Origin of the sequence: Pantoea anthophila (genome assembly GCF_026104315.1) — a bacterium.
Classification (GTDB): domain Bacteria; phylum Pseudomonadota; class Gammaproteobacteria; order Enterobacterales; family Enterobacteriaceae; genus Pantoea; species Pantoea anthophila.
Window position 1 is genome coordinate 2263466 of sequence record NZ_CP110473.1, and the last position, 25228, is coordinate 2288693.

Genomic DNA, 25228 nt, shown 5'->3' on the forward strand with positions numbered 1-25228 from the left:
CCTGCTCCAAAACTGATTATATTTCTAACAGCAGTTCGCGCTGCGTCGGACAATCATTAACCAGAGAGGATGGTGAATGCCTTCACATGAAAAAACACGTCACAAGGAATTCTCGCTGATATTTCCGATTATCACGCTGGGTATCCTCTATTTTTTTGGTGCGCAGACCTCTTTTCCGGTGGTCGTCGGGATTAACCTGCTGGCGCTGATCGCCATCCTTAGCAGCGCGTTCAGCGTGGTGCGTCACGCCGACGTGCTGGCTCACCGGCTTGGCGAACCCTATGGTTCCCTGATCCTGAGCCTCTCGGTGGTAATTCTTGAAGTGAGCCTGATCTCGGCGCTGATGGCCACGGGCGATGCGGCGCCGGGACTGATGCGCGATACGCTCTATTCGATTGTCATGATTGTGACCGGTGGGCTGGTGGGCTTTGCGCTGCTGCTGGGGGGCAATAAGTTTGCGACCCAGTACGTCAATCTGGCCGGCGTAAAACAGTATCTGATCGCGATATTCCCGCTGGCGATTCTGGTGCTGGTCTTCCCCAACGCGCTGCCCGGCGGGAATTTCTCTGTCACTCAGGCACTGCTGATTGCGGCTATCTCGGCGGCGATGTATGGCGTTTTCCTGCTGATTCAGACGAAAACCCACCAGAGCCTGTTCGTCTATGAGCATGAGGATGAGAGTGACGACGGTGACCCGCATCACGGTAAACCCTCGGCGCACAGCAGCATCTGGCACACCGTCTGGCTGATCGTGCATCTGATTGCGGTGATTGCCGTGACCAAGATGAACGCGAATACGCTGGAAAGCCTGCTGACAGAGATGAACGCTCCGGCACAGTTCACCGGTTTCCTGGTGGCCCTGCTGATCCTCTCGCCGGAAGGCCTGGGCGCGATTAAGGCGGTGCTGATGAATCAGGTGCAGCGCGCCATGAACCTCTTCTTCGGCTCCGTGCTGGCGACCATCTCCCTGACGGTGCCGGCGGTGACCATCATCGCCACCCTGACCGGACAGGAGCTGATTTTTGGTCTGGAGCCGCCGCAGATGGTGATTATGATGGCGTCCCTGATCCTGTGTCAGATCTCCTTCTCCACCGGCCGCACCAATGTCCTGAACGGCGCGGCGCATCTGGCCCTGTTTATCGGCTATCTGATGACCATCATGCTGTAACGGCACCGGACGTCAGGCGAAAAAAAAGAGCGATTTCTCGCTCTTTTTTTATACCGCAGACTTATTTGCTGGTATCGAGTTCCGGGAAGCTTTTCACCAGATCGTCAATCGCTTTCATCTGCACCAGGAATGGCTCCAGCTTATCCAGCGGCAGTGCGGAAGGACCGTCACACAGGGCGTGGTCCGGGTCCGGATGCGCTTCGATAAACAGACCGGCAATGCCGACCGCCATACCCGCACGCGCCAGCTCACCCACCTGGGCACGACGACCGCCTGATGCCGCACCAAACGGATCGCGGGTCTGCAGCGCATGGGTCACGTCGAAAATGACCGGGCTGTTTCGGGTCACTTTCTTCATCACGTTGAAGCCGAGCATGTCCACAACCAGGTTGTCGTAGCCGAAGTTGCTGCCGCGATCGCACAGGATAACCTGCTCGTTGCCGCCTTCTGCAAACTTATCCACGATGTTACCCATCTGGCCAGGGCTGACGAACTGCGGCTTCTTGACGTTGATCACGGCGCCGGTTTTCGCCATCGCTTCCACCAGGTCAGTCTGACGCGCCAGGAAGGCGGGCAGCTGGATCACATCGACCACTTCAGAAACCGGCTGCGCCTGAGCGGCTTCATGCACATCGGTGATGATCTTCACACCGAACGTCTGCTTCAGCTCCTGGAAAATCTTCATTCCCTCTTCCAGGCCCGGGCCACGGTAAGAGTGGATCGAGGAACGGTTCGCTTTATCAAAGGACGCTTTGAATACGTAAGGAATACCCAGCTTACCGGTGACGTTCACGTAGTGTTCGCAGATACGCATCGCCAGGTCACGCGACTCCAGCACGTTCATCCCGCCAAACAGCACAAACGGCAGATCGTTTGCTACTTTGATATCACCAATACTCACGACTTTCTGTGTCATGCCCTTTCCTTTTCAGTGGGTCCGCTTAGTGCAGCGTGACCTGTTTTTGTTCGATTGCATGAATCTGAACTTTGATCATTTCGCTGACCGGGTCTTCAGGACACTGCTCAACGAAGTACGTTAAATCATTCAGCGCGATATGTTCGCACTCCAGCTGCGCGTAAATCAGACCGCGATCGCGGATCTCATAGGGATCGTCAGGGTCGATACGCAGCAACACCTGACTGACGTTCAGCGCCAGCTCCATCTTCTTCTCTTCCATCAGCGCCGCTTTCAGGGTATCGAGCATCTTGCGCATCACGGTGACGGTTTTGGCTTCGTCGAGATCGTCATCATACAGGCGTGCGGTCGGGCTGATATTGCCCTTTAGCCACACTTCCAGCGTGTGCCGATCGAGGGTTTCCCCGTTAAACGGATTGATCATCCACTTATCGCCATCAATCCAGTCCGCACGCAGAATCAGCTGTGTCGGGAAGATCACCGGCATCAGCGGCAGGTCCAGCTCGGCGGCGATGTGCAGCAGAATGATGCCCAGTGAGACCGCGGTGCCCTGACGGGTCCGCAGAACGTTGTCGATCCACAGCGCATCAGAGAGATTGTAGACACCGCTGGCACCGCCAAATCCCCACTGGCGATAGAAGAGCTCCAGCAGCTTTTCGAGCTGCAGATCGGCATCTTCCGTGTGGCTGACATAATCACGGGCTTCGGCGACTAACGCCGCCAGCTGCGCTTCCACCGAGATCGCCGGAAAATCGGCGCGGATGGCTTGCGTTGCGCCAATCACCGCTTCACACAGCGGTGTCTGGCTGAAATCTAATTGTTCGGTCGAGGTCATGCTATCCCCATAACGGCATTTTGGTCAGCGCCAGCGTAATGATGGTCACCAGGGCGATTAACGCCACCAGAAAAGCGATCCAGCGGGTGCGATCAGTGCGTGGACGGCGACTCAATGCCACAAATCCTAAGGCGATGTAGATGATAACCGCTAAAAGCTTCTCCGTCAGCCAGCTTCCTTGCGGTGTGAAGGGATAGAAGTGAGTAATCATCACCAGTGCGACGCCGCTCAGCAGTAACAGGGTGTCATTGACGTGCGGCAGAATGCGGACCCAGCGCCGCGTCAGCAGGGGTGAGCCGCGCCGCAGCCAGTAAAAACGCAGCAGAAACAGCGTTACGGTGATCCAGACCGTCACCAGGTGAAGATTTTTAATCAGGGGATAAAAAGCGATCATGCTGCGTCCTTTTCTCAAGCGCTTTCAGGTAAGAAGTTGTCCCAGGGTCACGCGCGGGTTGCCGCCGTAATCTTCAAGGGTTTCGACGGCCTGATAGCCGTTTTGCTGCATCAGCGCTGCCACCGCCTCGCCCTGCTGCCAGCCATGTTCCAGCAGCAGCCAGCCTCCCGGCAGCAGCCACGCGGGGGCCTGCTCGATCAGCGTGCGCAGATCGGCCAGCCCCGCTTCGTCGGCGACCAGCGCACTGCGCGGCTCAAAGCGCACGTCGCCCTGCGCAAGATGACTGTCGCTGGCATCGATATAGGGCGGGTTACTGACGATGAGCGCAAACCGCTGCGGCGGCAGGGAGCAAAACCAGTGACTGAGCAGAAAGGTGGTATTGGTGAGGTTAAGCGCCTGCGCATTCGTGCGGGCCAGCGCGACGGCGGCGTCAATCCGGTCCACGCCCGTCACCTGACAGTCGGGACGCTCGCTGGCCAGCGCCAGTGCAATCGCCCCGGTGCCGGTGCCCATATCCAGAATCGCCGCCGGGGTGGCAGGCAGACGCGTCAGCGCCTGCTCCACCAGCAGTTCGGTATCAGGACGCGGGATCAGCGTGGCGTCATTGACGCGCAGAGGCAGCGACCAGAACTCCCGTTCGCCCACCAGATGCGCCACCGGTTCGCCCCGGGCACGACGTGCCAGCAGGCTATCCAGCTGCGCGCGCTGTGCTTCCGTGAGCACGGTCTCATCGAAGGCGATCAGCCAGCTGCGCGATTTACCGGTCACGAAACCTAACAGGATCTCCGCGTCACGCTTCGGGCTGTCGCCACCACACAGCGTGGCGGTCGCCTGTTTCAGCCAGTGACGAATATCCATTAATCCTGACCAGCCAGCGCCGCCAGCTGATCCGCCTGGTACTCCTGCACAATCGGTTCGATGAGGCTGTCGATTTTACCTTCCATCACTTCATCCAGACGGTAGATGGTCAGGTTGATGCGGTGGTCGGTTACGCGCCCCTGCGGGAAGTTATAGGTACGGATGCGGTCGGAACGATCGCCACTGCCCAGCAGGTTGCGGCGGGTGCTGGCTTCCGCCGCGTGACGGCGGGCCATCTCGGCGGCGTGAATGCGCGCGCCCAGCACGGCCAGCGCTTTGGCTTTGTTTTTATGCTGTGAACGTTCGTCCTGACACTCCACCACGATGCCGGTTGGCAGGTGGGTAATACGAATTGCGGAGTCGGTGGTGTTGACGTGCTGACCGCCTGCGCCCGATGAGCGGAAGGTGTCAATCTTCAGATCGCCGGCATTGATCTCCGGCAGTTCCGCTTCCGGGATCTCCGGCATTACGGCGACCGTACAGGCCGAGGTGTGGATACGACCCTGCGATTCCGTTTCCGGCACGCGCTGCACGCGGTGTCCGCCAGATTCAAACTTCATGCGGCCATAGGCACCGTCTCCGGTCACCCGGGCAATCACCTCTTTGTATCCGCCGTGCTCACCGTCGTTGGCACTGACGATCTCCACACGCCAGCGGCGGGCTTCAGCATAGCGGCTGTACATGCGGAACAGATCGCCCGCGAAGATCGCCGCTTCATCACCGCCGGTGCCGGCGCGCACTTCAACGAAACAGGCGCGTTCATCATCGGGATCTTTTGGCAGCAACAGCACCTGCAGCTGCTGCTCCAGGGCTTCGCCCTTCTCGCGCGCTGCCTGTAACTCCTCCTGCGCCATGTCGCGCATTTCGGGGTCATCGAGCATCTGCTGCGCGGTTTCGATATCTTCCTGCACCTGCTGCCAGTCGCGGAAACAACGGGTTACATCAGTCAGCTGAGCATATTCGCGTGACAGCGCACGGAAACGCTCCTGATCGGCAATCACGCCAGCATCCCCCAGCATCGCTTCCACTTCTTCGTGGCGCTCCTGCAGGGCTTCCAGCTTGGCAACTATAGAGGTCTTCATTAAATGTGGGATTCCCGTAAACAGGTGGCGACAGCAGTGTGCCTAATCGAGACCCAGGCTGTCGCGTAAAATCTGCAGGCGTTCATTATCGCCGTCGCGGGCGGCCTGCTGAAGTGATTTGGTTGGGGCATGTATTAAACGGTTGGTCAGCTTGTGCGCCAGTTCCTGCAGAACTTTCTGCGGATCGGTGCCCTGCTGCAGCGCCTGCAGCGCACGGCCTTCCAGCTCAGCGCGGATCTCATCCGCCTGAGAGCGATATTCCCGGATGGTGTTCACCGCGCCCTGCGAGCGCAGCCACGCCATAAATTCGCTGCTTTCCTGCACCACGATGCTTTCGGCCTGCACTGCCGCCGCTTTGCGCTGCGCCAGGTTCTGCTCGATAATCGCCTGCAGATCGTCCACGCTGTAGAGATAGGCGTTAGGCAGATCGCCCACTTCCGGCTCGACGTCGCGCGGGACAGCAATATCCACCAGCAGCATCGGCTTATTACGACGCGCTTTCAGGGCGCGCTCCATCATCCCCTTACCGATAATCGGTAACGGACTGGCGGTGGAGGAGATGATAATGTCCGCCTCGGCCAGACGGGCGTCGATCTCCGCCAGGGTAATCACCTCGGCACCCACTTCCGACGCCAGCGTTTCGGCGCGCTCACGGGTGCGGTTGGCGATGATCAGATTTTTGACCTGGTGTTCGCGCAGGTGGCGGGCCACCAGCTCGATGGTCTCACCGGCGCCGACCAGCATGACATTGACGGTGGAGAGTGATTCAAAGATCTGACGGGCCAGCGTACAGGCCGCGAACGCCACCGAGACGGCATTGGCACCGATGTCGGTTTCCGTGCGCACGCGTTTGGCCACCGAGAAGGTTTTCTGGAACATGCGCTCCAGTTCACTGCTCAGCGCCTGACCGCGAGAGGAGTCGGCAAACGCTTTTTTCACCTGACCGAGGATCTGGGGTTCGCCCAGCACCAGGGAATCGAGTCCGCTGGCGACCCGCATCAGGTGGCTGACCGCCTCATTATCCTGATGCCAGTAGAGGCTGTTACGCACATCCTCTTCATTCAGCTGATGATAATTGCACAGCCAGCTCACCAGACGCGCCTGTAAATCCGCCTGCTGCTCTACACTCAGGTAGAGCTCAGTCCGGTTACAGGTGGACAGCACCACACCGCTCTGCACCATTGGCTGTGATAACAGGCTGTTTAAGGCCTGCTCAAGCGTCTCCGGCCCGAACGTAACACGTTCGCGCAGAGCAATGGGGGCGGTCTTGTGGTTGATTCCGAGAGCGAGCAGCGTCATGGTGATTTTGGTTGGGATGTCCCAATAATGTCAGGGTTTTGTGAGGCGCATTCTACAAGATGCGACAGATCAAGAAAAGCCATACAAAGGCTATGACTGTAATAAGATTAACCCGATCATACGCAATTTGCTGCATAACAGCATTGACGGTTAAAACCGTGACGGTTAGCGTTATCCGTTGCCAATAATAAATGTGTCCGAGGAGATGACCACTTGATGCTTACTTCACCACGCAATCTGTTGCGCCTTTTGCCCCTTGCCAGCGTGCTGCTGGCGGCCTGTAGCGTCAACAAACCGCAGGGTCCGGGCCCCAGCGTCACCGCGCCGCAGTGGCAACAGCATCAGCAGGCGGTCTCAAAGGTTACGCACTATCAGACCCGCGGCGCCTTTGCCTACCTCTCCGACAAACAGAAAGTGTATGCCCGCTTCAACTGGCAGCAGACCGCGCCTGACCGCTATCGCCTGCTGCTGACCAATCCGCTGGGCAGCACCGAGCTGCAGCTGGATGCGCAGGGCTCGGTCGTGCAGATTGTCGATAACAAGGGCAAGCGTTACGTCAGCAACGATGCACAGAAGATGATTTCCCAGTTAACCGGCATGGACATCCCGCTGGCTAATCTGCGTCAGTGGATGATGGGTCTGCCAGGCGATGCCAGCGACTATCAGCTCAACGAGAGTTATCAGCTGCGCAGCCTGAACTACAGCCGCGACGGTCAGACCTGGCAGGTCTCCATCGCCGGTTACGACAGCAAAGTGACTCCGCCACTCCCTTCCAGCCTGGAGCTGAAAGAGGGTGACCAGCGGATTAAACTGCGCATGGACAGCTGGACCGTTCAATGATCACCCACTGGCCCGCCCCGGCAAAACTGAATCTTTTTCTCTACATTACCGGCCGTCGTCCCGACGGCTACCACAACCTGCAGACGCTGTTTCAGTTTCTCGATTACGGTGACGAGCTGCAGATTCACGCTGACCAGAGCGGTCGCATTCAGCTGCTGACGCCGCTGGCGGGTGTGGCAGATGAGGACAACCTGATTGTGCGCGCCGCGAACCTGCTGAAACAGGCGGCGCTGCAGAGCAATCGCCTCTCTGCCAGCGCGGGTGCGCAGATTGCTATCGAGAAGAGATTGCCCATGGGGGGCGGCATCGGCGGCGGCTCGTCTGATGCCGCTACCGTGCTGGTGGCGCTGAATCATCTGTGGCAGACCGGCTTTTCGACCGAAGAACTGGCGGCGATGGGTGTGACGCTCGGGGCCGATGTCCCGGTGTTTGTCCACGGCTTCGCGGCGTTTGCGCAGGGCGTGGGCGAAGAGCTTCAGCCTGCCGACCCGGCTGAAAAATGGTACCTGGTTGCGCACCCTGGCGTGCATATCAGCACGCCGGTGGTGTTCGGCGATCCCGACCTGACGCGTGACACCCCAGCGCGCAGTTTATCGACACTTTTAGCCTCCCCCTTCGCCAACGATTGTGAAGCAGTGGTAAGAAAACGTTTTCGCGAGGTTGATGAGCTGGTTTCCTGGCTGCTAGAATACGCGCCGTCACGCCTGACTGGCACGGGCGCTTGTGTGTTTGCTGAATTTGACACCGAGTCTGCTGCCCGCCAGGTGCTGGAGCTTGCCCCGAATGGGGTGCGCGGATTTGTAGCCCGGGGCGTTAACGTGTCGCCGCTACAGCGTACCCTGCGAGGCGATTAGCAAAAGCGTGACAGTGTCACCACGTTCCGGACACTGCACCTTTTGCATCAACACACCCGTGTGAACGCCCATGACCGTGCACGCCGGTTACGGTCATGTCGTTCATTCTCTGGACGCAAAGCCTGAGGTTCTTCTCGTGCCTGATATGAAGCTATTTGCTGGTAACGCCACCCCGGAACTAGCACAACGTATTGCCAACCGCCTTTACACCAGTCTGGGAGACGCCGCTGTCGGACGTTTCAGCGATGGTGAAGTGAGCGTACAGATCAACGAAAATGTACGCGGTGGTGATATTTTCATCATCCAGTCCACCTGTGCCCCCACTAACGATAATCTGATGGAACTGGTTGTGATGGTCGACGCGCTGCGTCGTGCTTCTGCTGGTCGTATTACCGCAGTCATCCCCTACTTTGGCTATGCCCGTCAGGATCGCCGCGTGCGCTCTGCGCGTGTGCCGATCACCGCTAAAGTTGTGGCTGACTTCCTTTCCAGCGTCGGTGTTGACCGTGTTCTGACGGTTGACCTGCACGCCGAGCAGATCCAGGGCTTCTTCGACGTCCCGGTTGATAACGTATTTGGCAGCCCGATCCTGCTGGAAGATATGATGCAGATCGGACTGGAAAACCCGATTGTTGTTTCTCCCGATATTGGTGGCGTAGTACGTGCCCGTGCTATCGCTAAACTGCTGAACGACACCGATATGGCTATCATCGATAAACGTCGCCCGCGCGCGAACGTCTCTCAGGTGATGCACATTATTGGTGACGTTGCTGGCCGCGACTGCGTGCTGGTCGACGACATGATCGACACCGGCGGCACGCTGTGCAAAGCGGCTGAAGCGCTGAAAGAGCGTGGTGCCAAACGCGTGTTTGCTTATGCAACCCACCCAATCTTCTCCGGCAACGCGGTTGAAAACCTGCGTAAATCGGTGCTCGATCAGGTGATTGTCTGTGACACCATCCCTCTCTCTGAAGAGATCAGGGCGCTGCCGAACGTGCGCACACTGACCCTCTCAGGCATGCTGGCTGAAGCCATTCGCCGCATCAGTAACGAAGAGTCCATCTCGGCGATGTTCGAGCATTAATCTTCGCGGAAACCGGGCCCTGTGCCCGGTTTTTTTATGCCTGTTCCTGCCCGCTTAACTCTCTTCTTTTTCTGAGATTGGCGCGATAAATTTTCCCGTTCGCCCCGGTTTGCAACGCCACGCACTCTTTTCATCAATGGCCTCGTTTCCCGCTTCTGCCCGCTGCCGTTAAATGGTAATTTGCTGCCCATTTCTCATCAGAACCCGGCCATCATGACTCTCGATATCTATACCCTGTTTATTTGCGAGCTCTATGTGCTGGGCTTTTTAAGCCTGATCATGATTTTTGCCTGGGTCGGATCGCAGTACGATCGCGTGCTGGGCTTTACCCTGCTGTCGCTGGTCCTGACGCTGGTGGCGGTCTTTTTAAGCAGCCTGCGCAGCAGCGGCTTCCATTTTCTGCCGGTGGCCGTCGGGAACGTGCTGGTGATGCTGGCCTATGGCGGGTTGCTGAATGCCTTTCGCCGCTTCTGTGGCAAACCCATCGGCAGCCACTGGCTGCTGGGTGCCCTGCTCTGGGCGCTGCTCTGCTGTTTCCCTGCATTTTACGACAGCCTGCCGAAACGGGTGGTGGTGCTCTGTCTTGCCTGCGTCGCCTATACCGCCGCCCTGATCCAGCTGGTCTGGCTGGCTCGTGACACGCTGAAAGCCACCTTCTGGCCGGCCCAGCTGCTGCTCTGGATCCATCTGCTGTTTCATCTGGCCCGGCTGTTTCTGGACAATGCCGTTGCCAGTGGTCTGCCTGGCGCGATTGGCGGGTCGGCTTTCTCGGTTTACGTTATCCTGGAGTCGATTCTGTTTGTTATTGGCCTCACCTTCACCATTCTGGCGATGGTGAATGAACGGATGCAGCAGACCCTGAAACATGCTTCCCTGCACGACCCGCTGACCCGCGTCTGGAACCGCCGCGCCCTGTTCAGCGAAGCAGAGAACATTGCGGCACGATGCCATCGCCAGAACCGGCCCTTCAGCGCCATCCTGTTTGACCTGGACCATTTCAAAAGCATCAACGATCGCTACGGGCATCAGCAGGGCGACCAGATTCTGATCCACTTTTGCGAGGTGGTGAGCGCACTGATTCCTGCGGGGGGACGTTTTGCGCGACTGGGCGGAGAGGAGTTTGCGGCCATCATTCCGGCGACGGCACAGGAGACAGAAGCGTGGTGTGAGACAATCCGGCTGGCGGTCTGTGCATCACAACATAATGCGATTGCCTATTCGGTCAGCATTGGCTTTGCTACGGCCACACATCATCAGCAGGGTTTTGAAGCGTTACTGGTGCAGGCGGATGCGGCGCTCTACCACGCCAAGGCCAGCGGCCGAAACCGCACCGCGCAGCATCCGCTGCCTGCTGCCATTCTTTAGTGGTGTGAGTTGTGTGACCGGCGGCAGCGCTGGTCATAGTGACGCACCCAGTAATAACGATCTTCTATCTTTTCCCGGCCACTGACCCGGGCGCCCACCAGCCAGAGCAGCGCACCAATAAAGATACTGAAGATAGCGCCCTGCGCCAGAGACTGAGGCAGATCGAGCGCGGGCAGCTGGTTCATAATAGAGAAACCGACACCCAGAACCATGGTAACTAACCCCAGTACCATTAGCGTGTTACCCGCTACACGGCAGTGATGATGTTTCATAATGCACCTCCATCCATAAGAGCCAATAACCGCACACAATGTTAAGTGTCATAAGTTTAGGTAATGGCTCAGCCCCGCGATGCGGGCTGGATCACACATCAACCATAAAGCTTCGCCTGGTCTTGATTGCAGACTGTTGATTCCGATAGAAAATGATTAATCACGCTGATGAACCATTTGACTGCTTCTGCTTTGTCATCTCGCCTGTCGCGAAGTAAACTAACGCCCTTTCGCGATAACAGCAGGATAATCATTGTGAGCAGCATTAAACTGATTGTGGGACTGGCCAACCCTGGCGCTGAATATGCCGCCACGCGCCATAATGCAGGTGCCTGGTATCTGGATTTACTGGCGGAACGCCACAATCAGTCTCTGAAAGAGGAAGGCAAATTTTATGGCTACACCGCCCGTCTGGCGATAGCCGGAGAGGATGTCCGCCTGCTGGTGCCGACCACCTTTATGAACCTTAGCGGTAAAGCGGTGGCGGCGATGGCGACCTTTTATCGCATCGCGCCTGAAGAGATTCTGGTGGCGCATGATGAACTCGATTTACCGCCCGGCGTCGCGAAATTTAAGCAGGGTGGCGGCCACGGCGGCCATAACGGTCTGAAAGACATCATCAGCAAACTGGGCAACAACAACAATTTCCACCGCCTGCGCATCGGTATCGGCCATCCCGGCGATCGCAATAAGGTGACCGGATTTGTGCTGGGTAAACCGCCCGTCAGCGAGCAGAAGCTGATTGATGAAGCCATAGATGAGGCGGCGCGCTGCACTGAGCTGTGGCTGAAAGAGGATCGCATTAAAGCCATGAACCGGCTGCACGCCTTCAAACCTGCTTAAACGCCCGAATCGTCGCGATTCCGTGTATAATGCGCGGAATTTTTCAATTCTTCTCCGACAGCTCGCCATCGGGCGCACTGTCCATCCAGTTATAAAGGGTATCAAACCATGGGATTCAAATGCGGTATCGTGGGCCTGCCGAACGTCGGTAAATCCACTCTGTTTAACGCGCTGACCAAAGCGGGTATCGAAGCGGCTAACTTCCCCTTCTGCACCATTGAGCCTAACACGGGCGTGGTGCCCATGCCTGACCTGCGTCTCGACCAGCTCTCGGAGATTGTTAAGCCGCAGCGCGTGGTGCCGACTACCATGGAATTCGTCGATATCGCGGGTCTGGTGAAAGGCGCGTCTAAGGGTGAAGGCCTGGGTAACCAGTTCCTGACCAACATCCGTGAAACCGAGGCGATCGGTCACGTGGTGCGCTGCTTTGAAAATGACAACATCATCCACGTCGCGGGTAAAGTTAACCCGGCGGAAGATATCGACGTGATTAACACCGAGCTGGCACTTTCTGACCTTGATACCTGTGAGCGTGCGATTCAGCGCGTGCAGAAGAAAGCCAAAGGCGGCGACAAAGATGCGAAAGCCGAGCTGGCTGCGCTGGAAAAATGCCTGCCGCACCTTTCTGAAGCGGGCATGCTGCGCTCTCTGAATCTGGATGCCGATGAGAAAGCGGCGATTCGCTATCTGAGCTTCCTGACCCTGAAACCGACCATGTACATTGCTAACGTTAATGAAGACGGTTTTGAGAACAACCCTTATCTGGATCAGGTTCGCGCTATCGCAGCAGCGGAAGGTTCAGTGGTGGTACCGGTGTGTGCCGCAGTGGAATCTGATATCGCCGAGCTGGAAGATGAAGAGCGTGACGAGTTCATGGCGGAGCTGGGACTGGAAGAGCCGGGCCTGAACCGCGTGATCCGCGCCGGTTACGCCCTGCTGAACCTGCAGACCTATTTCACCGCAGGCGTGAAAGAAGTGCGTGCCTGGACTATCCCGGTGGGCGCAACTGCCCCTCAGGCTGCCGGTAAAATTCACACCGACTTCGAAAAAGGCTTTATCCGCGCGCAGACCATCGCATTTGATGACTTTATCGCCTGCAAGGGTGAACAGGGTGCGAAAGAAGCTGGCAAGATGCGTTCAGAAGGTAAAGAGTACATCGTGAAAGATGGCGATGTGATGAACTTCCTGTTTAACGTCTAAATAAGCTTTGTTGTCTCATGAGGTTTCAGAACATCTCATGAAGCTCAAAAAACCCCTAAAATCCACGCACTTGCGTGGATTTATTTATTCCACATTGTCTCATGTGATCTCATGGAAGCGCAGTCTAAAATGAGTACATAGATGAGTATAATCCGTTTCCATTATCATTTTAGGTGAGTACAATAACGGTATAAGAAATAGTCAAGGACCCGCTATGCTCACTGATACGCAATGCCATACTGCCAGGCCGAAAGAAAAACTCTATCGACTCAATGACTTTAATGGTCTCTACCTCGAAGTGAAACCCAATGGCAAAAAGGCATGGCGCTATCGATTTAAACTCAACGGAAAATCAAGCATGTTTGCGTTGGGTGAGTATCCAGCGATAAAGCTCGCCGAAGCTCGCGAGAAATGCGAACAAGCGCGTAAGCAAGTCGCAGATGGAGTTAGCCCGACACAGGCTCGTCAGTTAGATAAGATCCGCAAGGTCAATGACGCTTCTAACACCTTTGAGCTGATCGCCAAAGAGTGGTTGCAGATGAAAGACTGGGCCGAAATTACCATAACACGCCGACTGGATATGCTTGAACGTGTGGTTTTCCCCGCAATTGGTAAACTCCCTATCAGAGAGATCACCCCACACCACATTCTTAAAATTCTTCAGGAAACCGCTAAACGCGGCGCTCCGACTGTTGCCGCTGAAGCCCGACGTACCATTTCATCGGTTTTCGAGTTGGCAGTGGCAACGCTCAGAGCTGACAGCGATCCTGTCTGGCCTGTTCGCAAGGCGCTTCCGGCGAATAAGACACAGCACAAACAGGCATTAAATCCACAGCAAATCGGAAAGCTACTCAGCTGTTTTGATAACAGTCGCGGCTCATATCAGGTTAACTATTGCATGTGGCTAATGTGGTGGACACTGGCGCGGCCAGCCGAAGTCACAGAAGCTGAATGGGCAGAATTCGATCTCGAAAATGCATTATGGACCATTCCGGCGACGCGCATGAAAGCTCGTAGGGAACATGTTATTCCCCTCCCCTCCCAAGCCGTCAACATGCTCAGAACGCTACAGGGATTAACCGGGCATCGATACCATCTCTTTCCGGGCCGTGATAACCCACATGGCCCGATGACATCACACTCGCTGCGTCAGCTACTTAAAAGCCTCGGCTGGAGTGGAACTTACAGTCCACATGCAACCCGAACCACAGGCAGCACACGGTTAAACGAGATGGGCTATCGACCTGATGCTATCGAAGCTCAGCTTGCGCACGCTGATACCAACAACGTTCGCCGCACGTACAACCATGCGACGTATCTTGATGAGCGTAAAGTGATGATGCAGGAATGGGCTGATAAGCTTGATGGATGGGTAAGCAGCACTGACAGCAGTGCTGATGTTTTGTAAACGATGATGCATTGGTGTGTTAATACTGATTAATAGAGATTATTCACCACCACAATTTAAAAACTACACTTTGGCCTATATTTCAGTACTAATTCAACTTTTTAATCAATCTGTTTTTCCATCTCTAATAGCACAGGGCATCTCCATGAGCAGATACTTCTGCTGCGACCTTAACGTCAGTTTCCCCCCACCCTGGATGAAATCGCGCATCTGGTAATTGATTACGCCGGGCCGAAAGTTTTCGGTGAAGGTGAGTGGAAAGTCAAAAAACACGGCAAAGAACGCCGTCGTATCTGACGGAAGCTACATCTGGCCGTTTACAGCAAAACACATGAAATCATCTGCGCAGACCTGTAGCTAAACAAGGTTACGGACTCAGAGATTTTACCGGATCTTATCAGGTAAACCCACCGAAAAATCAAGTCAGCGGCAGCGGACGTAGCTTATGACACCCAGCTATGCCACGATGAACTGCGACGTAAGAAAATCAGCGCGCTCATCACGCCCCGAAAAGGATCGGGATAATGGTCAGATGAATATGCAGATTGTAACCGTGCTGTTGCGAATCAGCGGCTCACAGGGAGTAATGCGCGGTGAAAATTGACAACAGATCAAAATCGACGGTCGATAGAGGAAACGGCAATGTACTGGGTAAAACAGTTGTTTGGAGGTTCACTGACGCTGCGTGATTGCGATGGTCAGGTTGAGGAGGTTTTGGTCATGGTGCGTGCACTGAACAAAATGACGAAGTTAGGTATGTCTGCAAGTGTGCATATTGCCTGAAAATCCCGCTAGCTACAGGGATGCTCGCCCTGAGTCTTATTTGATAAAAACCGAATAAAATCAGTAAGTTAGAATGATTTTACGTGTGAAATATAATTTAAACTAACCTTATCGTCATTGGTATCAATCAACACTAATTTTGAAGATCATTTTCGTAAATATTATAAGGTTTATCTGGTAGTATTGTATCGGCTAAATATTACACGAAACTGGTTTCTTTTTGTTACCCATTTTTAGGTCACCTATGTCATCTTCTAATAAAAATCAACAGATTGCGATAAATCATCATAGCGGCCCATTACTGATCATTGCCGGTCCGGGTTCAGGAAAAACTTATACACTCGTTGAGCGGATTATCAATCTCATTACTTTTCACGCGGCATCACCTGATCAACTACTTGTTGTGACCTTTACGGAAAAGGCCGCACAAGAGCTTAAGACACGGTTATCAAATAGAATTATCGAGTTAGGTATAGACTTTAATATCAATGAGATGTACTTGGGAACGTTTCACTCAATCTGCCTGAGGATATTGGAAGAATACCGTGAATATACTCGCTTGAAGCGCTCATTTGTATTAATGGATCAGTTTGATCAACAGTATTTTATTTATCAAAAGCTGCGAGAATTCAAAGGTATTGATGGTATAGAACATATTCAAGGGGAACATAAACTCCCAGCATGGATTAAATCAGAAAATTTAATCGGATGGTTAAATAAAGTTTCTGAAGAGGTATTGGATGTTGAAGAATTGTGTCGTTCTTCAGATGTGGCAATCAATGCCTTGGGCTATAGCTATGATTTATATCAAACACAGCTAGCTAAACATAATGCTTTAGATTTCTCCTCTATCCAGCTCGAAACCTACTATCTTCTTCGTGATAATCCACTTCTTCTTAAGGAGCTTCAAAACAAGCTTGAATATCTTATGGTGGATGAATATCAAGATACCAATACTATTCAAGAAAAATTACTTCAAATCTTAATGGGAGAAAAACAAAACCTCTGTGTCGTAGGCGACGATGATCAAGCTTTATATCGTTTCCGTGGTGCAAGTGTACGTAACATACTTGAATTCCCGAAAAAATTTCCACTTGGACGGTGTCAGCAGATTAAATTATCTATCAATTATCGTTCGCATCCTGAAATCGTTGGGTTTTACGATACGTTTATGCAAGAGAAGCCTTGGCTGAGAAATGGGATCAATTATCGTTACCCTAAGAATATTGTTGCTAGAGATGGTATTTTTCCGAATGGTCCAACGGTAGTTAGTGCTATTACTCCTGAAGGAGATAATTGGCATGAAGATGTTTATCAGCTATTAATTCATCTGAGGGACAATGGTAATTTGAAAGACTGGAATCAGGTGGCTTTCTTATTTCGGTCTGTAAAAAACGACAAAGTGAGGCTACTGGCACAATATCTTGAATATAAAGGGATTCCAGTTTATTCGCCGCGCGCAAATCTGTTCTTTGAGCGAGAAGAGGTTCGTTTAATGCTTGGTGTCCTACATCTCGTTTTTCCAATGGTTCTTCCTGATCGCAAAAAGCGTAGTCAGGAAGGCAACATCCTAGCTATTTGGACCTATTATGAGCAACAATGTCTGTCACCGCTTATCTCTGAACTCAGTAAAACAGAACACTCAGATTTAGTCTCTTGGTGTAAGAAAAAAGCACATGAACACATTAATTTAACTAAAAGTGCTGATAATTCCTTCTTGGGGATATTTTACGAGATATTACAATTTCCGCTGTTCTCTAAATATTTGGATCAGAAGAACAGTAATGCGCGTGCGCAAAGAAATTTAGCACAGTTTAGCCGCATGCTTGGCAAGTTTGAGTATTTACATCACATCAATGTTTTAAACCCAAAGTATATGGAACGGAATCTTCGAGATCTATTTGATAACTTCCTGAGATTTTTACATGATGGAGGAATTGATGAATATGAAGATATGTCTGAATATGCTCCTTCAGGGTTTATCTCTTTTTTAACCATACACCAGTCAAAAGGATTAGAATTTCCTATTGTTTTTGTAGGTTCACTTGAAGCAACTCCTCGTAAGCAATATACGGGTCTTGATGAGATTATCGAAACCCAATATATGGGGAAAAAACCATTTGAACCATTAGACGACACGAAATATTTTGACTTCTGGCGACTCTATTACACTGCATTTTCGCGGCCGAAAAATTTACTCATACTCACCGGTCAGGAAAAAATGGGACATGGAAGAACACCATCTCGGCACTTTGCGGATTGCACTGCAAGATTAAAGTATTGGCGGGAGGTTAAATTTCAACTCGCTGCGTTAGATATTGAGTTAGTAAAAGATGTTAATATAAAAAATGAGTATGCCTTTACATCTCATATTACGTTATTTGAAACCTGCGCAGAGCAATATCGTTTGTTTAAAGAGTTGGAATTCCAACCAGTAAAAGCAAGCCCTATGCTATTTGGTACTTTGATTCATCAAACCCTTGAAGATATACACAAGATGGCTATTCGAGGAAAAGCGTTTAACATTAACGAAGATAATATAAAAATATGGTTGATGGATAATTATCAAAATTTGGCAAATCGTGAACGTATGTATTTAGGGGAATCTACATTAGGTGCGGCTTTAAAACATGTCATGCGTTATGTCGAGCGTAAAAATGGTGATTGGTCTAATATTAAAGAAACGGAAGTCGATATTTCTTTGGTTAAAAGCCATTACGTACTAACAGGTAGTGTCGATTTAATTAAAGGTGCTGATGGAACAGTCGAACTGGTGGATTTTAAGTCAGAACGTAAACCTGATATGGAGCGTGATAAAGAACGGATCCAGCATCATAAAAGGCAACTTGAGATCTATGCTCATTTGGTAGAAGAGCATTACGGTTATAAAGTAAGCAAAATGCATCTGTATTTTACCGGTGAAACCAATGGATTACCCAACATATCTTTTAACAAAACGAATGGTACAATCGACAAAACGGTAGCGGAATTTGATAGAATTGTTAGCAGGATTGAGATCAAGGATTTTTCGCTCAAGTCACGACCAGATAAGGCCTGTGTTGACTGTAGTGCAAGGGCCTACTGTGACAGAAAAAATTGGAATTTCCGTGCTTGAGTGAAATATGTCAAAAGTGAAGAGGTAAGATATAAACATGGCCAACGACGAACAAATCAACACGGAAAAGTATGAATTTGAGCCAATTAAAGGCTATCCAATGCTTAACTGGAAAGGAAAGCGCCCATTTCGTTCTACACAGTATTTTCCAGCACAATTAAAAGAAGTGTATGGTCATGAAGATGAGAATGGTTGGATAAATAAAATTTTCTGGGGGGATAACCTTCAGGTAATGAGTCATTTGCTCAATGAATTTAGAGGAAAAATAAAACTTGTATATATAGATCCACCGTTTGATTCCAAAGCGAATTATCAAAGGACAATCGAATTAAAAGGTAAAATAGCTAATAGTGACAATACAAGTTTTGAAGAAAAACAATACTCTGACATGTGGGCTAATGATGAGTATCTCCAATTCATGTATGAGAGACTAATTATTATCCGTGAATTACTTGCTGATGATGGGGCCATTTATCTCCATTGTGATTACCGAAAGGCTCATCATTTGAGGTGTATCATGGATGAGGTTTTTGGATCCGAGAATTTTCTAAACTCTATTGTGTGGCAATTTACAACAAGAAGTTCAATTAAAACATCTTGGAAGAGAACACATCACGATATTTTATTCTATAAAAAGAGCAGCAATCCTATTTATAACTGGGACGATGAAAACGTTATTGAACCCTTATCTGATAATACAATTAAAAAGTACCGTTTGGAAGATGAGAATGGAAAGTATAGACTAAATGGACGGTTTATTACAGGAAGTCCAATAAAAGGTGCTAAAGATGTTGACCAAAAATGGGAAATTAGCAACCCTGATTTAGTTGTCAGAGATTATTTACGAAATGGAAAAGTGGCGGGAGATTGTTTTTTTATAGATATTGAAAACCAAATGTCTCTAAACCGTACTGATTACCCAACTCAAAAACCTGAAGCTCTTTTGAAGAAACTTTTATCAGCGTCCACAAAACCTGGTGATATCGTTTTAGATTGTTTCATGGGCTCTGCATCAACTCAAGCTGTAGCTCATAAACTAGGGCGAAAATTTATTGGTGCTGATATTAACATGGGGTCCATTCAAATAGCTACTAAGCGATTAAACAGTATAAAAGCGAACTTTGAGGTTTACACTGTTAATAATTATGATGTTTTTCGTAATCCTATTGAAGCCAAAGAGCTCCTTATCGAGGTTTTAGAAATTCAAAAGTTGGATTCAAGTTCAGTTTATGATGGTGAAAAAGACGGCTATAAAGTAAAAATCATGCCTGTTAATCGCATTGCAACCAAAGAAGATCTTAATGAACTAGTAGCAAACTTCCCATATAAAAAATTTGAAGAACGCAAAGCTGCTAATCCAAATAAAGCGGTTGAAAAAATCATGCTGGTATGTATGGGACATGAGCCTAGTTTGGGTGCGATACTTGAAAATGAATGCGGTTATAAACTAAAAGTCGAAGTGGTCGATATTTTACGTGATAAATCAGAATTAACCTTTAAATATGATTCAGAAGCAATAATTAAAATTAAAGATGGTAGATTGATTGTAGAGGAATTTTATCCCCGTAACTTGCTGCAAAAGCTTAGCCAGCAAAAAGAAGATATTCACGAGTGGCGAGAGATGGTGGAGTCTATCATGATCGACTGGAATTATGATGGTGCCGTTATGGAACCCGTCGTTATCGACATCCCGGATAAAAACGAGTTTGTTGCAGGCGAATATGAGATTCCTCAGGGTGCAAGCAACATTAAAATTAAGATTACGGATTTGCTCTCTGAGTCCTACGAAGAGGTGATCGCACATGGCTAAAGGTGCTCAAGACAACTTCGAGCTCAATAACTCGTTTTATATCCATCTGTATGAGTTTTATAAGCAGAAACGCGGTCTCGTGCGTAAGAATTATACTCGACTGAGTAAGGCGTTCCTCGATTATAATGAGCCTTCACGGCCAGGGAGTTTTCTTCGAACGCCTCAGTTTGAAGCTCTTGAAGTCTATGTATTTATTAAAGAATTTTTAGATAACAAGCCTGTTTATCAGTTGTTTGAAGATTGGTATACCAGCCAAGGTAAGTTTGAAGGACGTGTAACAGGTATTGAGGCAATTGAAGGTGAAATAGTACAAGGCGATATGTTTTGGGAGATGTCCCAACAAGATTACAAAGGTATCTTTAAAAATATGAAGGCTAGCAATGCTGGCCGTTTGTATCCAAACTATATTTTTGCCCTGACCATGGGAACGGGTAAAACCATCCTGATGGCAACTTGTATCTTTTATGATTTCCTCGCAGGTAACAAAAAAGGTAACGATGAACGTTTTATCCAAAATGCGCTTATCTTTGCCCCAGATAAAACCGTGTTACAGTCGCTAAGAGAGATCGAATCGTTCGGTCACGCCAAGGTTGTACCACCAGAATATATGCCAATCGTGTCGGAGTTTAAGTTTCACTACCTCGAAGATGCAGGTGTATCACTCAATACGCTTGATGGCTCAAAGTTTAATATTATTGTATCTAATAGCCAGAAAATAATCCTAAAACGCGATAGTAAAGGTAAATCAAGCGTCGGTAAATTGTATAGCTCAGGCAAGAATATTTACCAAGGTTTGGGTGATATTGGTGATGCCGTTGCTGATATATTGAATATTGATCCAGATTCACTTGCGGTAGCACCTGAAACAAAAGATGATTTGGTTACTAATCAGCGTTTTGAAAAGTTAAAAAGACTGCCTCAGTTAGGGATCTTTGTTGACGAAGCACACCATGCTTTTGGGGATCAATTAGCGAAAGATATGGGTGTGAAAAAAGCCGCTAATTCCCTGCGTAAAACTATTGATGAGCTGGCCGTTAACTTAAAGCATGCTGGTACGAGAGTCGTAGGTTGTTATAATTACACGGGTACACCTTATGTCGGTAAAAGTGTTCTGCCTGAAGTGGTATACGCTTATAGTTTGCGCAAAGCTATCGACAAAAATTATTTGAAACAAGTTCGTCTAAATGGCTACAGTAATACAAGGCACGAAGATTTCCTCGAGATTACAATTAATAACTTTCTCGACGAAATGCACCATTTAAGTGAAATATCATTAGATATTAATGGCCAGGAGATTACTAAGCCTTTTAGACCGGAAAACATGCTTCCGAAAATGGCTATCTTTGGTACTACGATCGAAGAGGTTACGACAGAAATTCGCCCAGCTGTAGAGAATGTGCTTGCCAAACGTGGAATCTCATCAGATAGAATTCTGGTAAACGTAGGTGACGCTAAAATCACAAGCGATGACGATATTCGTGAGTTTAACCGTCTTGATACACCTCAATCAGATAAACAGTTTATCTTACTGGTTAATAAAGGGCGCGAAGGCTGGAACTGCCGCTCTCTATTTTCTGTAGCTTTGTACCGTGAGCCAAAATCGAAAATATTTGTACTTCAGGCAACCATGCGCTGCTTACGTGCTATTGGAAAAACACAATATACAGGTCATGTTTATCTTACCCAAGATAATCTTAAACTTCTCGATAAGGAACTAGAAGCTAACTTCCGAGTATCAGTTGATGATATTAAAGAGCCTGATCCGAACAAAGAAACTGTTCATATTCGTGTTCTACAACCGCCAATTAAGATTCTAATTAAGCGTGTCAGACGTAGTTACAAATTGGTGGAAAAGGATGAAATTGTACAGGGCTATAAGCTAGGCTTAGACACAATAGAACTCAACGATTATCGTTTAATCCATGAAGTTCGTGAAGGTATGAGAATGCCTGATGACCTTGGTAATACGAAAAAAGCTATAAGAGATGATCTTTCTTATCTGAAAGTTCAGAGAAAATTCTCACGTATTTCTTTGGTCGCTGATATTGCACGTTACCTCAATAAACCGTGTATTGAGATCGATAAAATTATCTCTTTAACAAAAGAGGGCTTTGATGGGATTTTAGCTTCAGTCAATCAGTTCAACGAAGTACTTTATGACCAAGTGATTCCTCGTCTGTTTAAGGCGATGTATGACATCAATTCAGAGAGTATCGAAGAAGAGTTCGAAGTTGAATTGGTTAAAGAACCGCCGATAGACCCTGGTTATTACACTGTGACAGCAGCGAAAGATAAGATTATTCGCAAATTGGATTCTGAGGTATCTAAGATAGCGGAACGCAGTTTTCACTTAGATAATTACTGCTTTGATTCTAATCCTGAAAGACAGTTCTTTTGGGATATGCTGCATAATGATAAGGTACAAAAAATCTGGTTTACTGGCATGCTGACGCATGGACAGAGTGATTTCGTTATCCATTATGTTGATTCCGATACTCAGCGTGTCCGTAGTTACTATCCTGATTTCCTGATCAAGAAACAGGACGGTTCTTACGTGATGATTGAAGTTAAGGGAGAACATATGATTGACTCTCAGAATGTAAAGGACAAACAGGAAGCAGCTGAACTTATGGGGGTTTCAGCTGGAATAGGTTATGAAATTATTAAGGGGAAAGATGCCGCAGCTGGTTCATACGCAAGAGATTTTTTAAATTAATTAAAACAATCCAACAAAGCCTCTTTCTTTAGGGGCTTTATGGGATAACCAACAACTGCTACATGTTGGTCCCATATGCATAGCTGATATACCTTATGAATACTGTATTAATTTGAAAAGAGTAAAAACCATGAAATCAAAATTTCTAAATTGAAATCATATAAATAAATACTTTCATAAAAAAACTTGTAATAATAATCGTGAAGGCCAACTCTTGAAATTTTTCCTGATAACTTTAATGCAAAACGTACCTCTTATGCCCAGTAGCAGTATGAGGCCGGCCGACGAGGGATTCTTGTCCTTAAGAAGATGAAAATGTATTCAGTTGTCTCATCTGGAATGTTATAGTCGCGGTCAACAGCCAATTTAACCGATTCTATTTTGAACTATTCAAGAAAATGCTTAATGCTCATGAGTAAGTCATCTTAAACGAGTCTGAGGAGTCTGTTAAACTGCGGCGATTCATATGCTTATAACTACCTCCTTTGCAATATCTTAATTAAATTAATAATATTGACCTATTATAGTAAACTCACAAATCGAATTTTCTAATTTAAGCAACTGACCCAATAAGTTCCTAAAAATCAATTGAAGCCATGAAGGCTGGCTTAAGCCGCTTCTGAGGCTGAAAATTTTTCACTGGTAGGTCATACTGCATATATAGGTAAGCCATGAAATCCGAGACGCTAAATGTCCAGCAAATTTTTCAGGATCGTCGCCAATACTGCGTTCCTTTCTACCAACGTGCATACGTATGGACACAATGAAATCAGTGGTCCGCCTTGCTGGAGGATATAACCGAAAAAGTACAGACCCGTTTCTCCGGTATAAAACCAACCCCCCATTTTCTTGGTGCAGTGGTGCTTGAACCACAATCAAAGAGCGGCTTGCTGGGTGTTGATATGTAGTGGCATAGTAAATTTGGCCACCTGAATAGAGGTGATATCATCACCTCATAGTCAAAACAGGTGACATTATGACCGGACGTAACAGACGCAATTTTAGCCCCGAGTTTCGCCTCAAAGCTGCCCAGCTTCTACTCGACCAGCACTACACCGTTGCCGCCGCTGCCACTGCGATGAATGTCGGCAAATCCACGATGGACAAATGGGTTCGACAACTGAAAGATGAGCGAGCGGGAAAATCACCCACAGCTTCACCCATGACACCTGAGCAGATTGAGATACGTGAGTTAAAGAAAAGACTTCAACGCGTTGAAATGGAAAGAGATATATTAAAAAAGGCTACCGCGTTCTTGATGTCAGACTCCCTGAACAGTTCTCATTAGTTGAGAAACTCAGGGCGCGGTTTCCCGTTGCCGTTTTGTGCAATGTGTTTGGGGTTCATCGCAGCAGCTATAAATACTGGCGGTAACCAAAAAAGCCTGCTGCCACGCGAGTGACATTACCCAGTCTTGTTCGTAAAAGTTATCGCGAAAGTAACGGCTCCGCAGGCGCACGTAATATTGCCTCGATAGTCACGAACAAAGGTGTAAAACTTAGCCGCTGGCGGGCAACAAAGCTGATGAAAGAGCTTCGTCTCATCAGCTGTCAGCAGCCTGGTCATAGGTATAAGAAGGCGTCTAAGGAACACGTTGAGATCCCCAATTCTCTGGAACGCCAGTTTGCTGTAACCGAGCCTAATCAGGTCTGGTGCGGTGATGTGACTTATATCTGGACGGGTAAACGCTGGGCTTATCTGGCCGTAGTGCTTGATCTGTTTTCCCGTAGACCGGTTGGCTGGGCTATGTCATTTTTCCCGGATTCTGCACTGACAGCTAAAGCGCTGTCCATGGCGTGGGAAGCGCGAGGAAAGCCGGCTAATTTACTGTATCACTCGGATCAAGGCAGCCACTATACCAGCAGGAATTTCAGACAGTTACTGTGGAGATATCAGATAAAGCAAAGCCTGAGTCGCCGGGGAATTTGCTGGGATAACAGCCCAATGGAACGGTTCTTCAGAAGCCTGAAAACAGAGTGGGTACCGGATAATGGCTACGCGAATTTTAGCCAAGCCAGCACGGCAATAACGAATTACATCACAGGATATTACAGCCAGCTCAGACCCCATCAATATAATGGGGGTTTGACGCCGAATGAATCAGAAAGATTGTTCTGGAAAAACTCTAAAGCCGTGGCCAGTTTTTGTTGACCACTACATTTCCTCAAGCGACTTCAGGCGCTTAACCTCGGGCACCTCCAAACCACCATACTTCTTACGCCAGGTGTAAAAGATGGCGTCGGAAATGGCGTGCTTACGGCAGAGCTCACGGGCAGAAACCCCGGCTTCAGCCTCGCGGAGGATACTGATGATCTGTTCGTCGGAAAAACGCTTCTTCATGGGGATGTCCTCATGTGGCTTATGAAGACATTAGTAACATCGCGGT

Annotated in this window: 18 protein-coding genes and 4 pseudogenes; 14 read left to right on the top strand and 8 right to left on the bottom strand. The window is 49.4% G+C overall.

All coding sequences use genetic code 11. The annotated features are described in order from the left end of the window. Nucleotides 1-76 precede the first annotated feature (76 nt). Nucleotides 77-1168: a sodium-potassium/proton antiporter ChaA gene (gene chaA / locus OJ965_RS13065; protein WP_046101690.1), complete on the top strand. Its 1092-nt coding sequence runs from the start codon at nucleotides 77-79 to the stop codon at nucleotides 1166-1168. Nucleotides 1169-1229: 61 nt separating this feature from the next. On the opposite strand, the gene kdsA is transcribed toward chaA, so the two are convergent. From kdsA to hemA, 6 genes are read right to left on the bottom strand one after another with little or no spacing between them, the layout of a single operon-like run. Further along, a complete protein-coding gene (kdsA, locus tag OJ965_RS13070; RefSeq protein WP_009090621.1) occupies nucleotides 1230-2084 on the bottom strand; it encodes a 3-deoxy-8-phosphooctulonate synthase in 855 nt (284 codons plus the stop codon). A 25-nt stretch (nucleotides 2085-2109) separates the two neighbouring features. After that, a complete protein-coding gene (gene sirB1, locus OJ965_RS13075; protein WP_009090623.1) occupies nucleotides 2110-2919 on the bottom strand; it encodes an invasion regulator SirB1 in 810 nt (269 codons plus the stop codon). 1 nt (nucleotide 2920) lies between these two features. Next, a complete protein-coding gene (locus OJ965_RS13080) occupies nucleotides 2921-3313 on the bottom strand; it encodes a SirB2 family protein (RefSeq protein WP_009090625.1) in 393 nt (130 codons plus the stop codon). A 24-nt stretch (nucleotides 3314-3337) separates the two neighbouring features. Then, entirely contained in the window at nucleotides 3338-4171 is an 834-nt protein-coding gene (gene prmC / locus OJ965_RS13085; RefSeq protein WP_265136209.1) for a peptide chain release factor N(5)-glutamine methyltransferase, read from the bottom strand. Further along, nucleotides 4171-5253, bottom strand: a complete 1083-nt coding sequence (gene prfA / locus OJ965_RS13090; protein WP_265136211.1) for a peptide chain release factor 1 — start codon at nucleotides 5251-5253, stop codon at nucleotides 4171-4173. Before prfA ends, prmC begins: the two co-directional genes overlap by 1 nt. A 42-nt stretch (nucleotides 5254-5295) precedes the next feature. Further along, nucleotides 5296-6552, bottom strand: a complete 1257-nt coding sequence (hemA, locus tag OJ965_RS13095) for a glutamyl-tRNA reductase (protein WP_009090632.1) — start codon at nucleotides 6550-6552, stop codon at nucleotides 5296-5298. A gap of 216 nt (nucleotides 6553-6768) precedes the next feature. On the opposite strand from hemA, the gene lolB reads away from it, so the two are divergent. The 4 genes from lolB (at nucleotide 6769) to OJ965_RS13115 (ending at nucleotide 10695) form a co-directional block, all read left to right on the top strand. After that, nucleotides 6769-7392 carry a lipoprotein insertase outer membrane protein LolB gene (gene lolB / locus OJ965_RS13100; protein ID WP_009090634.1) on the top strand — a complete coding sequence of 208 codons (624 nt, stop codon included), beginning with the start codon at nucleotides 6769-6771 and terminating at the stop codon, nucleotides 7390-7392. Beyond that, complete coding sequence (ispE, locus tag OJ965_RS13105) at nucleotides 7389-8246, top strand: 4-(cytidine 5'-diphospho)-2-C-methyl-D-erythritol kinase (RefSeq protein WP_009090636.1); 858 nt, start codon at nucleotides 7389-7391, stop codon at nucleotides 8244-8246. Before lolB ends, ispE begins: the two co-directional genes overlap by 4 nt. Nucleotides 8247-8382: 136 nt before the next feature. Continuing rightward, nucleotides 8383-9330, top strand: a complete 948-nt coding sequence (gene prs, locus OJ965_RS13110; protein ID WP_009090638.1) for a ribose-phosphate diphosphokinase — start codon at nucleotides 8383-8385, stop codon at nucleotides 9328-9330. A 213-nt stretch (nucleotides 9331-9543) separates the two neighbouring features. Continuing rightward, on the top strand, nucleotides 9544-10695 hold the full coding sequence (locus OJ965_RS13115; protein ID WP_265136215.1) for a GGDEF domain-containing protein: 1152 nt from the start codon (nucleotides 9544-9546) through the stop codon (nucleotides 10693-10695). Here the strand turns inward: OJ965_RS13115 and ychH are convergent. Then, complete coding sequence (gene ychH / locus OJ965_RS13120) at nucleotides 10692-10967, bottom strand: stress-induced protein YchH (RefSeq protein WP_009090642.1); 276 nt, start codon at nucleotides 10965-10967, stop codon at nucleotides 10692-10694. The two genes, OJ965_RS13115 and ychH, sit on opposite strands and share 4 nt — an antisense overlap. Nucleotides 10968-11222: 255 nt before the next feature. On the opposite strand from ychH, the gene pth reads away from it, so the two are divergent. The 9 genes and pseudogenes from pth to OJ965_RS13165 all read left to right on the top strand — a co-directional run bounded on the left by pth (nucleotide 11223) and on the right by OJ965_RS13165 (nucleotide 24993). Then, on the top strand, nucleotides 11223-11810 hold the full coding sequence (gene pth / locus OJ965_RS13125) for an aminoacyl-tRNA hydrolase (RefSeq protein ID WP_009090644.1): 588 nt from the start codon (nucleotides 11223-11225) through the stop codon (nucleotides 11808-11810). Nucleotides 11811-11918: 108 nt separating this feature from the next. Next, on the top strand, nucleotides 11919-13010 hold the full coding sequence (gene ychF, locus OJ965_RS13130; protein WP_046101684.1) for a redox-regulated ATPase YchF: 1092 nt from the start codon (nucleotides 11919-11921) through the stop codon (nucleotides 13008-13010). Between the two features lie 214 nt (nucleotides 13011-13224). Then, a complete protein-coding gene (locus tag OJ965_RS13135; protein WP_265136221.1) occupies nucleotides 13225-14418 on the top strand; it encodes a tyrosine-type recombinase/integrase in 1194 nt (397 codons plus the stop codon). Nucleotides 14419-14604: 186 nt separating this feature from the next. Further along, nucleotides 14605-15201, top strand: a pseudogene (locus OJ965_RS13140) (IS5 family transposase); the annotation flags it as partial. 244 nt (nucleotides 15202-15445) lie between these two features. Then, complete coding sequence (locus OJ965_RS13145) at nucleotides 15446-18316, top strand: ATP-dependent helicase (protein WP_265136223.1); 2871 nt, start codon at nucleotides 15446-15448, stop codon at nucleotides 18314-18316. 37 nt (nucleotides 18317-18353) lie between these two features. Beyond that, a complete protein-coding gene (locus OJ965_RS13150) occupies nucleotides 18354-20126 on the top strand; it encodes a site-specific DNA-methyltransferase (protein WP_265136225.1) in 1773 nt (590 codons plus the stop codon). Then, on the top strand, nucleotides 20119-22842 hold the full coding sequence (locus OJ965_RS13155) for a DEAD/DEAH box helicase family protein (RefSeq protein WP_265136227.1): 2724 nt from the start codon (nucleotides 20119-20121) through the stop codon (nucleotides 22840-22842). Before OJ965_RS13150 ends, OJ965_RS13155 begins: the two co-directional genes overlap by 8 nt. A 671-nt stretch (nucleotides 22843-23513) precedes the next feature. After that, nucleotides 23514-23744: pseudogene (locus OJ965_RS13160) on the top strand (DUF262 domain-containing protein); the annotation flags it as partial. A gap of 74 nt (nucleotides 23745-23818) precedes the next feature. Then, a pseudogene (locus tag OJ965_RS13165) lies at nucleotides 23819-24993 on the top strand (IS3 family transposase). A gap of 9 nt (nucleotides 24994-25002) precedes the next feature. Here the strand turns inward: OJ965_RS13165 and OJ965_RS13170 are convergent. Continuing rightward, nucleotides 25003-25182 (bottom strand): annotated as a pseudogene (locus OJ965_RS13170) (transposase); the annotation flags it as partial. Nucleotides 25183-25228: the final 46 nt, after the last annotated feature.